Source organism: Gilliamella sp. CG25, assembly GCF_046635705.1.
GTDB lineage: Bacteria > Pseudomonadota > Gammaproteobacteria > Enterobacterales > Orbaceae > Gilliamella > Gilliamella apicola_I.
Window position 1 is genome coordinate 36161 of record NZ_JBIDFJ010000015.1, and the last position, 13658, is coordinate 49818.

At 36.9% G+C, this 13658-nt stretch carries 9 protein-coding genes; all 9 read left to right on the plus strand.

Annotated features, from left to right (window positions below):
• The first annotated feature begins 120 nt into the window (after nt 1-120).
• The 9 genes from plsB to ACGH6P_RS10395 all read left to right on the plus strand — a co-directional run bounded on the left by plsB (nt 121) and on the right by ACGH6P_RS10395 (nt 12976).
• Nucleotides 121-2538 (plus strand): glycerol-3-phosphate 1-O-acyltransferase PlsB, encoded by a 2418-nt coding sequence (gene plsB / locus ACGH6P_RS10355; protein WP_411597416.1) that lies wholly within the window; start codon nt 121-123, stop codon nt 2536-2538.
• Between the two features lie 373 nt (nt 2539-2911).
• Nucleotides 2912-5980, plus strand: coding sequence for a formate dehydrogenase-N subunit alpha (gene fdnG / locus ACGH6P_RS10360; RefSeq protein WP_411597417.1), 3069 nt, complete (start codon nt 2912-2914; stop codon nt 5978-5980).
• A gap of 15 nt (nt 5981-5995) precedes the next feature.
• The gene (fdxH, locus tag ACGH6P_RS10365) at nt 5996-6970 is read left to right on the plus strand and encodes a formate dehydrogenase subunit beta (protein ID WP_294825775.1); all 975 of its coding nucleotides are present in this window, start codon (nt 5996-5998) and stop codon (nt 6968-6970) included.
• Complete coding sequence (locus ACGH6P_RS10370; protein ID WP_267360708.1) at nt 6963-7661, plus strand: formate dehydrogenase subunit gamma; 699 nt, start codon at nt 6963-6965, stop codon at nt 7659-7661. The genes fdxH and ACGH6P_RS10370 overlap by 8 nt, the downstream gene beginning before the upstream one ends.
• Nucleotides 7662-7764: 103 nt before the next feature.
• Nucleotides 7765-8673: a formate dehydrogenase accessory protein FdhE gene (fdhE, locus tag ACGH6P_RS10375; RefSeq protein WP_411597418.1), complete on the plus strand. Its 909-nt coding sequence runs from the start codon at nt 7765-7767 to the stop codon at nt 8671-8673.
• Nucleotides 8674-8953: 280 nt separating this feature from the next.
• Entirely contained in the window at nt 8954-9913 is a 960-nt protein-coding gene (locus tag ACGH6P_RS10380; RefSeq protein ID WP_220216041.1) for an ABC transporter substrate-binding protein, read from the plus strand.
• A gap of 289 nt (nt 9914-10202) precedes the next feature.
• Entirely contained in the window at nt 10203-11177 is a 975-nt protein-coding gene (locus tag ACGH6P_RS10385) for an ABC transporter substrate-binding protein (RefSeq protein WP_220216042.1), read from the plus strand.
• Between the two features lie 58 nt (nt 11178-11235).
• On the plus strand, nt 11236-12189 hold the full coding sequence (locus tag ACGH6P_RS10390) for an ABC transporter permease (RefSeq protein ID WP_267360713.1): 954 nt from the start codon (nt 11236-11238) through the stop codon (nt 12187-12189).
• Entirely contained in the window at nt 12182-12976 is a 795-nt protein-coding gene (locus ACGH6P_RS10395; protein ID WP_267349556.1) for an ABC transporter ATP-binding protein, read from the plus strand. Before ACGH6P_RS10390 ends, ACGH6P_RS10395 begins: the two co-directional genes overlap by 8 nt.
• Nucleotides 12977-13658: the final 682 nt, after the last annotated feature.

Genomic DNA, 13658 nt, shown 5'->3' on the forward strand with positions numbered 1-13658 from the left:
TATTTAAACAATAAGGGAGATTCACTATTATGATTTAAATACTAATTTCTGTATTAGTTTGATTAAGTATATTTCATTATTTAAGCCTATAATTAGCGAAATACGATGAGGTTTATTTTTATGTTTTCGTGGTGGACTAAAGTTTCTTTTTCACTAATCCAAATCCCAATTAAATTATTTGTTAAAAGTAAACCTATACCAGCAGATCCGGTTTCTGAATTAGGTCTTGATACTAATAAACCCATATTATATGTTTTGCCCTATAATTCTAAGATTGATCTTATGGTTGTTCGTTCTTTATGTTCCAAGTTCGGCTTACCTGATCCGCTAGAAGGCATCGATATTAATGGTAATATGGTTCCTTCATATATTTTTATTGATAAAGGCCCGGGTATTTTTGCCTCTAATCAACAAAAAACAAAAGCAATCGACATTTTAAGAGAATATATTTCTGCTCATCAAGAAAATCCCGAGTTGGATATTCAAATGTTACCGGTTTCGGTGATGTTCGGACGCAGTCCAGATAAAGAAGGCAAAAAAAGCCCTTCTCTACAAGTGCTGGGAGCAACTTATAAATTATATAAAATCATTGTTTCAGGTCGAGATTGCTATACCCGTTTTTCAAGAACCGTGTCATTAAAAGATATTGAAATCAATAATCAACAAAATATTTCGGTCTTAGCCCATAAGCTTGCTCGTGTTGCACGTATTCATTTTACCAAACAAAGAATGGCATCAGTGGGTCCTAAACTGCCTGTACGGCAACAAATGCTGAATAAATTATTAACTAATCCTAGCCTTTCTGAAGCAATTCAAGAAGAAGCCAAAAGCAAAAATATTAGTCTTGATAAAGCGAAAAAAAATGCACTGGCAATGTTAAACGAAATTGCCGCTAATTTTTCTTATCGAATGCTAAGAATTACCGATATTGTTCTAACTTGGGCATGGAACAGACTTTACCAAGGTTTAAAAGTAACCAATGCCGATCCAGTTCGAGAACTGGCGCAAAATGGACATGAAATTGTTTATGCACCGTGTCATCGCAGTCACATGGATTATCTTTTATTATCTTATGTTCTTTATCGACAAGGATTAGTACCACCTCATATTGCTGCTGGTATCAACTTGAACTTCTGGCCTGCTGGTCCGATTTTTAGACGACTAGGTGCCTTCTTTATTCGTCGTTCGTTTAGAGGAAATAAACTTTATACTTCCGTTTTTCGTGAATATTTAGCTGAGTTATTTATTCGAGGCTATGCTGTTGAATATTTTATCGAAGGTGGGCGTTCACGTACCGGTAGATTGCTCGATCCGAAAACAGGCATGCTCATGATGACCATTCAAACGTTATTGCGTGGCGATGCAAGACCTATCACCGTTGTACCGGTTTATATTGGTTATGAACACGTTTTAGAAGTGGCGACTTATGCCAATGAATTACGCGGCGCAAAAAAAGAAAAAGAGAGTTTATGGCGTACGCTAAAAGCCTTTTTAAAATTAAAAAAATTAGGTTTTGGCTATGTTAATTTTGGTCAACCTATCCCACTGAACCAATTTTTAAATCAACAAATACCGGAATGGCGTGATGCAATTGAACCAACTGGCACCGCTCGCCCAAATTGGTTGACACCCACTACCAATATGCTGGCAAAACAGATCATGGAGCGTATCAATGCCTCAGCAGCTATTAACGCCATGAATTTATGTTGCTCTATCTTATTGGCAGCGGATCAACGGGCATTAACTAAAGTTAAACTTATAGAACATATTAATTATCTTCTTACATTATTAAAAAATATTCCTTATTCTGATTTGATAACGATTCCCGCTCAAAGCGCAGATGAACTATTTGAACATGCTAAACAAATGGGTAAATTTGTTATCACAACCGATGAGGCTGGCGAAATTGTCGGTTTAACCACTGAACAAGCGGTTTTAATGACTTATTATCGTAATAATATTCAACATTTGCTGATCATACCTGCAATCGTTGCCAGAATTCTTGTGAAGAATAATCGCATCTCCTCAGAAGCGGTTTTAGAGCAGGTAAAATTGCTTTTCCCATTAATTAAATCTGAACTGTTTTTATATCATAATGAAGCGCAGTTAGTTGAATATGTAAACCAAATTATCGCCACCTATTGTGACTTAAATTTAATTAGTTGTACGTCAGATAAATTAGTGCTCAATTATGCAAAAATGTCTGGTTTACAGTTAATTGCTTCGTCATCAAAAGATACCTTACAACGTTACGCGATTGCTTTTTCGCTTTTGCAAAAAGACCCTTCAATTAGTCGAGCTAATTTAGAAAAAGAAGGTCGATTAATTGCGGAAAGATTATCGGTATTACATGGAATCAATGCGCCAGAATTTTTTGATAAAGGGGTCTTTTCAACACTGGTTGCATCACTACGAGAACAAGGTTATCTGGACGATCAAGATAGTGCCAGTTTTCAAAAAATTGAAAACATGAATAACATCCTAAAACCTCTCATTACTCATCGAGTCTTGCAAACAATTGAGGAAATTAATCCTTAATCACGAGTTGGTATCGATAGAGTTTGCCCTTTTATCAGTGGCAAGCTCTATCAATATTGTTGAATATAGCAAAATCCACAATACCAATCGATTCACTTGATAGCTTGTATATTGATAATAATTTTAAGTTTTGTTAAGATACACTTTACATAATTATTGCAAAGTGCTGCTAACAATTTTAGATAAAATTTAATAAAAATTATCGGATCTTTTCTTCTGTTTTTTTGATTAATGTCAAATTTTAATCATTGATATCTGTTTTTTCCTTTATTTCCAATTGATAAACGATTATTATGAATCATTATCCAATAGGGATATTAGTACCTATCAATATAATAAATTAAAATGTAATGTCAGCTTTTAAGGAGTTCATATGCTATTTAACCGTAGACAGTTCTTTAAGATCTGCGCTGGTGGCATGGCAGGAACAACAGTTGCCACGCTTGGACTTGCTCCCAATGTGGCGCTTGCACAAACTCGCCAATTCAAATTATTAAAATCGAAAGAAACCCGCAATAACTGTACCTACTGTTCGGTTGGCTGTGGAATGTTACTTTATAGTCGAGGAGATGGAGCTAAGAATGCCGAATCTTCTATTTTTCATGTAGAAGGCGATCCTGATCATCCAGTTAGTCGTGGCTCACTCTGCCCAAAAGGTGCTGGGGTGCTAGACTATATCAAAAGTGAACAACGTGTTAAATATCCCGAATATCGTGCTCCTGGCTCTGATCAATGGCAACGTATCAGTTGGGATGAAGCGATTGATCGTATTGCTCGATTGATGAAAGAAGACCGAGATAAAAACTTTATCGAAAAAAATGAACAAGGTACAACCGTGAATCGCTGGACATCAACCGGTTGGTTGGTTACTTCAGCTGCGAGTAATGAAACGGGTTGGCTAGCGTTCAAAATAGCTCGCTCATTAGGTATGCTAAGTCTTGAAACTCAAGCAAGGGTTTGTCATGGCCCGTCGGTATCTAGTCTTGCAGCAACGTATGGGCGTGGTGCGATGACAAATAACTGGAATGACATTAAAAATGCCAATGTCGTCATCGTTATGGGTGGAAATGCCGCTGAAGCTCATCCGGTTGGTTTTAAGTGGGCGATAGAAGCTAAAATCACAAATGGCGCTGAACTTATCGCTATTGATCCTCGTTTTCACCGCACGGCTTCGGTTGCCGATAAATATGTTCCGATTCGTGCAGGTTCGGATATTGCCTTCTTACTAGGTATTATTAATTATCTCATTACCCATAACGAAGTTAATTTTGAATATTTAGTCACACACAGTAACGCTAGCTTAATTGTGAGTGATGACTTTAATTTTGATGAAAATAGTGGTCTATTTAGTGGCTATAATGCTGATAATCGCCAATATGATCAAGCCAGCTGGACATATCAAAAAGATGAAAAGGGTTATGCGCGTCGAGATAAAACACTCACGCATCCACGCTGTGTTTGGAATCTGTTAAAACAACATGTAAGTCGATATACACCAGAAATGGTAAACAAAGTTACCGGAAGCCCGATAGACGGATTTTTATATGTTTGTCGCTCTCTTGCCAGTACGAAAACCAATGACCGAGCAGCAACATTTTTATATGCCTTAGGTTGGACACAACATACTTATGGTACTCAAATTATTCGTACTGCTGCCATGATTCAACTTATTTTAGGTAATGTGGGTGTCATGGGTGGAGGAATTAATGCCTTACGTGGACACTCAAATATTCAAGGTTTAACCGATGTCGGACTCTTATCCAATCGTTTACCTGCATATTTGGATTTACCTAAAGACTCGCAAGTTTCGCTTGAACAGTATCTGGATGAAAAAACCCCTAAACCGTTAGGCGTCAATGAGGTGAATTTCTGGGGTAACTATCCCAAATTCTTTATCAGTTTTATGAAAGCGATGTATGGTGATAAAGCGACTAAAGACAATCAGTGGGGATTTGATTGGTTACCTAAATGGGATAAAACTTACGATATCTTACGCTTTAGTAAAATGATGCGTGACGGTCAAGCTAATGGTTTTATTTGCCAAGGATTCAATCCACTTGCTGCCTTACCTGATAAAAATAGTATTCGTGAAGGTTTATCTAAACTCAAATTCTTGGTGAACATTGACCCATTACCCACTGAAACAGCCGAATTTTGGAAAAATCATGGTGAGTCAAACGATGTCGATTCAAGCAAAATTCAAACCGAAGTCTTTCGATTACCGACTAACTGTTTCGCTGAAGAAAACGGTACGATTGTCAATTCATCTCGTTTATTGCAATGGCATTGGGCAGCAGCAAAGCCTCCTTATGAATCGCTATATGACCCCGAAATCATTTCACGTATCTTTCTAAGAATCAAAGAACTTTATGCTGAAGAAGGCGGTGCTTATCATGAACCAATTAATAATCTTTCTTGGGATTACCAAGATCCAGAAGGGCCAGCAGCGGAAGAATTAGCCCAAGAGTGTAATGGTCGTGCTCTTGCTGACCTTACGGATACCAACGGTAATGTGATTCTGAAAAAAGGTCAATTATTAAGTGGTTTTTCTCAGCTTAAAGATGATGGTACCACCTCTTCAGGTATCTGGATATTCTGTGGTTCGTGGACTGAACAAGGTAATTTAATGGCAAGACGTGATCCAACAGATCCATCTGGTAAAGGTATCCATGCTGGTTGGGCATGGTCATGGCCAATGAATCGACGTGTACTCTATAATCGGGCATCGGCAGATGAACACGGCAATCCATGGGATCCAAACCGAGTATTGATAAAATGGAATGGTTCTCATTGGGATGGCAATGATGTTGCTGACTTTACCGCTACCTTGTCTCCAAGTTCTGGTGCAGGTGCCTTTATTATGAATAACGATGGTTTAGGTGGATTATTCTGCTTAAATCGTCTGGTTGATGGGCCTTTCCCTGAGCACTACGAACCATTTGAAACGCCAATTACCAATAATCCGTTGCATCCAGAACAAATCAATAATCCGGTTGCTCGAGCATTTAAAGAAGATTTAGCGCGTTTAGGTTCAGCAGATGAATTTCCTTATGTGGGAACAACATACAGTATTACAGAGCATTTCCACTTTTGGACACAACACGCAAGATTGGCCTCAATTACGCAACCAGAACAATTTATCGAACTAAGCGAAAATCTTGCCAATAAAAAAGGAATCAAATTAGGCGACACCGTTAAAGTGACTTCGTATCGAGGCTATATAAAAGCGAAAGCGGTAGTAACTAAACGCTTGCCTACGTTAACGGTAGACGGTAAAGAGATCGAAACCATTGGAATCCCAATTGTTTGGGGATTCACTGGACAAACTAAGAAAGGATTTTTGGTCAATGAATTAACTCCTCATTTAGGTGATGCAAATTCACAAACGCCAGAATATAAATCATTCTTAGTTAACATCGAAAAAGTTACCACCGTGGCATAGGCAGGAGGATTAATTATGTCATTACAAACTCAAGATATTATTCGTCGTTCTGCAACTAATGATTTAACGCCTGCGCCGCGAGCACGTGATTATCAACAGGAGGTGGCCAAATTAATTGATGTCACCACCTGTATTGGTTGTAAAGCATGCCAAGTCGCCTGTAGCGAATGGAATGACCTGCGAGCAGAAGTAGGCAATACGGTCGGTGTTTACGATAATCCCGCTGATTTAGAGCCTAAAGCATGGACGGTAATGCGCTATTCTGAAGTTGAAATTAACGGAAAATTTGAATGGCTAATTCGCAAAGATGGGTGTATGCACTGTTCTGAGCCTGGCTGTTTAAAATCTTGCCCTTCTGAAGGTGCTATCATTCAATATGCTAACGGAATAGTCGATTTTCAGTCGGAACATTGTATTGGTTGTGGCTATTGTGTAGCAGGTTGTCCGTTTAACATTCCTCGTATCAGTAACGAAGATAATCGAGCCTATAAATGTACCTTATGTGTTGATCGTGTTTCGGTTGGACAAGAGCCGGCTTGTGTTAAAACCTGCCCGACTGGTGCTATTCATTTCGGAACTAAACAAGATATGATTCGACATGCTGAGCACCGAATAGCCGATTTAAAAAAACGGGGGTTTGAACATGCAGGGCTTTATAATCCTCAAGCAGTCAATGGAACGCATGTCATGTATGTATTACATCACGCTGATCAACCCGATCTGTATCACGGGTTGCCAGATGAACCCCATATCAGTGAACTGGTTAGATTCTGGAAAGGCCCTTGGAAACCACTTTCAGCTGCCGCCTTTATTGCTACTTTTGGAGGATTACTTTTCCATTACATGGGCGTCGGTGCAATTGAAGTAGACGAAGAAGATATCGAACAGGAAAAACAAGCGGATAAACAAGCAAGAAAACGGTTAGGATTACCTATTTTTGGTCGTAAAAATAGTGCCGACATACCACAAAAGGAGGAACATCATGAATAAAAAAGGAATGATTCTTAGAACACCACTTATTGTACGTTTTTGCCATTGGTGTATGGTGTGTCTTTTCATCTTAACGGCATTATCTGGTTTATCGTTATTTTTTCCGTCCATTAAACTATTTGGACTTTTTCTTGGAACCCCTCAACTGGTTAGAGCGTTACATCCCCTAATTGGATGCATCGTCTTTATACTGCTGATGTTCATGTTTGTAAAGCTTGCTCATCATAATATCCCTAATAAAAATGATCTGTTATGGATCAAGAATTTTAAACATGTCATCATGGGCAAAGAAGAAGGTATACCCATTGGCAAATATAATGTTGGTCAGAAATTTTTATTTTGGTGTATCATGAGTTTAATCACTGTGTTATTCGTAACCGGTATGATTATGTGGCGAAGATATGTTTCAGATTATTTTTCAATTGAAATTGTTCGTATTGCAATCTTTTTCCACTCGTTCGCAGCTATTTGCTTAATTTTACTCGCTATTGGCCATGCTTATATGGCTATCTGGGTTAAAGGTTCAATTAAAGGGATGATTACAGGGTATGTATCTCGAGCTTGGGCTCGAAAAAACCACTCTTCATGGTATGAAGAAGAAATGCAAAAAATCTATCAACAGGAACTGGAAGCAGATAAACCTGTAGAAATGAAGCAAACAACAAAAGTCGAACAAAAAACAGCTTTATAGTTGTTTCTAAAATATATCTATTTTATCCGCTGATACTTATCAGCGGAATTATCTCAATCACGAAATCGATTATGGATAAAATAATCATGAATGGTAACCAATAATGAGTATAAAAATCATCCCACAAGTCCAGCTTGAAGAACAAAATATCAATTCCGTTATCAGACAAATTCCCTTACTTTTTTATCCTTCACCAACAACGCTCTATTTGCATCGAGCTAACAGGCTAAAAGAATTAGCAAAAAATAGTCCATTTAGTGATTATCTCTGTTTTTGTGCTCAATTAGCGCAAACGCAAGCAGACTTAGTTAGCCAAAAACCACTAAATAAAGAGCTATTCGAGCCATTAAATAATGATTTACCGCCACTGAGTATAGAAAACTTTTCATTACCCTACTCTTGGCAGGATTATTTAAAGGCGTTATTACAATCATCATCAAATTTAACCGATCAGATTTCAATCGTGATTGAACAACTGGATAAAAACAGTATTGAGCAATTACAAAATAAAGCTTTGCATTTACTTAAAGGCGAATTCCACGCAGTTGATGGCAATGAAGCCGTATTTATTTGGTCTGCACTCTCTGTTTACTATAGCCAGCTAGCTAGCCAAATAAAAGGTAAAGCAGTATCCGAAAATAGTGATAAAAATTGGCTATGTCCCGTTTGTAATAGCATGCCGGTTGCCAGCGTCATTCAACTGGGTGGTCATAATGGACTGCGTTATTTACATTGTAGTTTATGTGAGAGTGAATGGTATGTGCCAAGAGTAAAATGTACCAGCTGTGATAACATGAAAAATATTGAATATTTTTCGCTAGATAGTGAATTGTCAGCGACTAAAACAGAATGTTGTGATGCTTGCCACAGCTATTTAAAAATCTTTGATCAGGATAAAGATCCGCATATTGAAGTTGTTGCTGATGATATTGCCTCTTTAATACTTGATATCAAAACCGAAGAAGAAGGTTTTGCAAAAAGTGGTATCAATCCCTTTGTATTTGCACAATAAGAATTTTGCTTCTAATAAATTTAGAATTAACCTTGAATAGGAAACTGAACAATATTAGCAGCTATTTTTAGCTTTCTTTCATGAAAAGGAGGATTAAAAAAACAATAATCTGATTATTATATTCTTAATTTGTTTGAAATTTTAGCGTATTTTTATATTAATCAGATGATGCCTCATCCTTTTAAAAAATAAGAATGACAAAAAAGTCTAATTACACCTTAACATTTTGATTGAATCAGTTTAGAATAATACTATTGTACTAGTTTGCGAGTTTATTTTTATGAAACGCTTTTTTTTATTCAGTTGTTTGATGTTAATTACCCCTTTTATGTGTATAGCAAATACGGTAAAAAGTGTTGCCATAACTGCAATTGTTGAACATCCCTCACTAGATCAAATCCGAGATGGTGTAAAAGATGAATTAACAAGCAGTGGTTATATATTAAATGAAAATTTAACGGTTAAGTACAAAAGCGCCCAAGGCAGTAGCGCGACTGCAGCACAAATTGCCAGACAATTTATTGCCGATAAACCCGATGTTATCGTCGCTATTGCAACACCAAGTGCACAAGCAACAGCCGCAGTAACTAAACAAATCCCACTCGTATTTGCAGGAATTACTGATCCCATTGCCGCAAAGCTAGTTAAAAATTGGGAACCAACCAATACCAATATTACGGGTGTATCTGATTTTCAAGAAATTGGTCCTCAAATCGACTTTATGAAAAAAATTGTCCCGAATGTAAAATCGGTAGGATACATCTACAGTCCAAGTGAAATCAATTCCACTGTGGTAATGAAAAATTTGAAAGCACAACTTGCAGAACAAAATATTTCATTGGTTGCTGTGCCCGCACAACGAACTGCGGATATTTCCACTGCGGCAAATTCATTAAAAGGCAAAGTTGACTTGATTTATACGACAACCGATAACAATGTTGTATCTGCTTATGAATCATTAGTGAAATTTGCTAATGAAAACAAAATTCCTTTGTTAGCATCTTTTCCTGATGCAATTGAAAGAGGCGCCGTTGCGGCTTATGGCATGAGTTATTATGATGTTGGTCGTCAATCAGGCAAACTTGTTGTTCGCATTTTGAATGGAGAAAAACCCGGCAGTATTGCGCCAGAAATTGGACAAGCATTACGACTGGTTATCAATATTGAAGCCGCGAAAAAACAAGGCGCAACATTATCGCCTGAAGTTATTCAGTCCGCTTATAAAGTCATTGGTGAATAACATAATCCCATTTTTGCTTTGCTGAATCAATCAGCAGAGCATACCCCTATTATCAACAGAACTCGCTTACTCTCGAACGAATGATTATTTTCGTTTTTTTATCTATAAAAGAAGCAAAATACACCCAATTTTTGTCGATTAAAAGTGCTTTACAATCACTAGTTATAACAGATTGTAATTAAAAATTTACAGCTAAATAAAGTGATATTCCTAGAAAATTATTTAAATATGATTTATAGTAAACACATATTTATCTAAGTTGTAAAAAAATTATTACAAAGGTACCTATATGCGTAATCGTATTTGTAAACTTATTATGCTACTCTGTTTATCAACCCTTACTTTTTCATCGTTTGCTGATACAGCAAAGGAACAAAAGTATGTTGCTATTACAGCCATTGTTGAACATCCTGCATTAGATAATGTTCGAAGAGGGGTGGAAGATGAATTAAAAGATAATGGTTATATCAACGGTGAAAACTTAAAATTACAGTATGCCAGCGCTCAAGGTAGTAGTGCTAATGCTGTTCAAATAGCTAAACAATTTGCTGCTAATAAACCCGATGTGATTGTCGGAATCGCAACACCTAGCTCACAAGCTTTATTAGCGACGACTAAACGTATTCCAATCATTTTCACGGCTGTAACAGATCCCGTTGCCGCAAGATTAACCCCTAGTTGGGAAGCGTCAAAAACCAATGTGACCGGTGTTTCTGATGCACTACCGTTAGATGCGCAAATAGATATGATGTTAAAAATCAAACCAGATGCGAAAAACATTGGTTATGTCTACAGTCCTAGCGAAGTCAATTCAACTATAGTACTTAAACAATTACAATCAGCACTGGAAAAACGTGGTATGCAAATTATCGCAGCTCCTGCTCAACGTACTTCAGATATTTCAACAGCAGCAAGGAGTTTAAAAGGTAAAGTTGATCTGATTTATACCACTACCGATAACAATGTCGTTTCGGCTTACGAATCTTTAGCAAAAGTCGCTAATGAAAGTAAAATACCTTTGTTAGCCTCCGATCCTGACTCAGCCGAACGTGGAGCCATCGCGGCCTTGGGAATGAGTTATTATGACTTAGGACGCCAAGCTGGTAAAATCGTTATCCGCATTCTTAATGGTGAAAAGCCTGGCGATATTCCGCCACAAATAGGTAACATTACACAGTTAACAATCAATAAAAAAGCAGCTGAGCGACAAGGCGTCGTATTATCTGAAGATGTATTGAAATCAGCAACGAAGATTGTTGAATAGTTTTTAATTTGATCACTATACCGCTAATTTTAGCGGTTAATTTTAATAGGTTTTTTTCATGTCTTTTGAATTTTTAATAGGCTCGCTGGGAATTGGACTTATTTATGCCATTGTGAGCTTAGGTGTTTTTATATCTTTCCGTTTACTCGATTTTCCGGATCTTACAGCCGATGCTAGCTTCCCGTTAGGTGGCGCAGTATGTGGTTTATGTATTTATATTGGTATTGACCCTTGGATTGCCACACTTTTAGGTATGTTTGCGGGGTGTATCGCCGGTAGTTTGACTGGCTTGCTGTATGTTAAGCTCAATATTTTGCAATTATTATCCAGTATTATTGTCATGATAGGTTTGTATTCAATCAATTTAAGGATATTAGGTCTTGGACGTTATATTACTCACGAAACAACTGAATATTCAGGATCACCGAATCTTGCGTTATTGGATGCGAAAACTATTTTTTCACCCTTTATTTCAGAAGACTACAGTAACCAATATATTGTTCAATCCGTTATGGTTTTTGGCTTTGTTGTTGTGGTTTGGTTACTGCTACATTTATTTTTAAACACCCAAATGGGATTGGCATTGAGAGCAACCGGTACAAACCAAAGAATGGCTAGATCTCAAGGTGTCCCAACGGGCAGCATCACCATTTTAGGTATGGCTATTTCCAATGGCTTAATCGCATTAGGTGGTTCATTATTTGTGCAAACCCAAGGCAGTGCTGATATTACCATAGGTGTGGGGACAATCGTCATTGGTCTTGCTTCTATTATCATTGGTGAAAGTATCTTCCCAACAAAACGTATATGGGCAATTATGCTGGCAGTTATTCTAGGCGCTATTCTTTATCGTTTATTTATAGCTGTAGCACTAAGTAATGAGTTTTTGCACAAAATAGGCGTAGGCACAGAAGACTTAAATCTTATTACCGCAATATTGGTTGTACTTGCTCTTGTACTACCTAAGCAATTAAAAAAATACTCGAAAAAAAGAGGAAATAAACATGCTTAACGTTGAACAATTGCAATTAACTTTTAACCAAGGTACACCTATTGAAAATCACGTATTACGTGGCTTAAATTTAAATATAAAAGAAGGTGAGTTTGTTACGATTATTGGTAGTAATGGTGCGGGTAAAAGTTCGTTACTTAATATTATTAGCGGAGATTTACTCAGTGACTCAGGGCATGTCATCATCAATGGCAAAGATGTAACGCGTGTTCCTGCCTGGAAAAGAGCAGGAATGGTTGCCAGAGTGTTTCAAGATCCGATGGTGGGAACCTGTGAAAATTTAACCATCGAAGAAAATCTTGCTATTGCTTATAATCGTGGACGTTGTTTTACATTACGCCCTGCACTTAATCGCAAAATTCAGTCCATATTTAAGGAAAAGCTTGCGACTTTAAATTTAGGTCTCGAAAATCGTTTATCCGATATGATGGGGTTACTTTCAGGAGGACAAAGACAAGCAATAAGTTTATTGATGTCGACCTTACAGCCATCTAAAATTTTGTTACTCGATGAACACACCGCTGCACTTGATCCTAAAACAGCTCAATTCGTTCTAGATCTGACTAATGAAATAGTGGGCAAAAACCACTTAACGACCATGATGGTAACACATTCAATGAAACAAGCTCTAGAATACGGAAACAGGACCGTAATGCTTCATCAGGGACAAGTCGTACTTGATGTTTCTGGTGAACAACGTGATAAGATGACGGTAAATGACTTATTAGCTATGTTTGAAAAAACACGCGGTGAAAAAGTTACTGACGATGCCTTACTTTTAGGTTAATATTAACAAACAAGCAATATTCCTTAATAGGAGTATTGCTTTCTCTTTTTGTCTGTCCAATCAAACTCTCCAAACTTTAAGCTCTTTCAATTGCTCACATAATGTTATCAAAGCATAAGTTAATCAAAGATCACTTTTTCATATTAATGGATGACCAATAATAAAGTACCTTAGCTAACGCTTTTTTTAAATATTTAATCTACAGACATTAACTTCGATTCAATATCTTTCCAATAAAGAGCATAAATTTGACTCATTGTTATTATAGAGAGCACTTAACTAGACTATTGGCTAGATAGGTGTCAAACATTTAATGGAATTTTATAATCAACAGTCTAGTCTAAATAACAGATATGTTATTAGCATCAAACAAATTTATCACTCATTGGGCAGGTTAAATCTACAGATTTATATTTTTCATGTTATGAAAATTGAACTACGACATTACACTGATATAACAATAGATATTTAATGGAATTTTGTAATCGACGACTTAATGTAGATAATAGACATGTTATTAACATCAAACAAACTTATTAATATTTGTAATAAGTATTAGGTAGATCCAATCTGCTGTTTGATATTATTCATGAGATACCGCTTTAAATGGTTTATTAAAAGCGATTAATGAGCTCATTTCAAATCATATCCCGTTCAGTCGTCAGTTTGATTGATTTTAATT

What these genes read in the sequence shown, in the direction of transcription:
- fdnG (WP_411597417.1), top strand. Translation starts at nt 2,912, where the DNA reads ATGCTATTTAACCGTAGACAGTTCTTTAAGATCTGCGCTGGTGGCATG.
- plsB (WP_411597416.1), top strand. Translation starts at nt 121, where the DNA reads ATGTTTTCGTGGTGGACTAAAGTTTCTTTTTCACTAATCCAAATCCCA.
- ACGH6P_RS10370 (WP_267360708.1), top strand. Translation starts at nt 6,963, where the DNA reads ATGAATAAAAAAGGAATGATTCTTAGAACACCACTTATTGTACGTTTT.
- fdxH (WP_294825775.1), top strand. Translation starts at nt 5,996, where the DNA reads ATGTCATTACAAACTCAAGATATTATTCGTCGTTCTGCAACTAATGAT.
- ACGH6P_RS10395 (WP_267349556.1), top strand. Translation starts at nt 12,182, where the DNA reads ATGCTTAACGTTGAACAATTGCAATTAACTTTTAACCAAGGTACACCT.
- ACGH6P_RS10390 (WP_267360713.1), top strand. Translation starts at nt 11,236, where the DNA reads ATGTCTTTTGAATTTTTAATAGGCTCGCTGGGAATTGGACTTATTTAT.
- ACGH6P_RS10385 (WP_220216042.1), top strand. Translation starts at nt 10,203, where the DNA reads ATGCGTAATCGTATTTGTAAACTTATTATGCTACTCTGTTTATCAACC.
- fdhE (WP_411597418.1), top strand. Translation starts at nt 7,765, where the DNA reads ATGAGTATAAAAATCATCCCACAAGTCCAGCTTGAAGAACAAAATATC.
- ACGH6P_RS10380 (WP_220216041.1), top strand. Translation starts at nt 8,954, where the DNA reads ATGAAACGCTTTTTTTTATTCAGTTGTTTGATGTTAATTACCCCTTTT.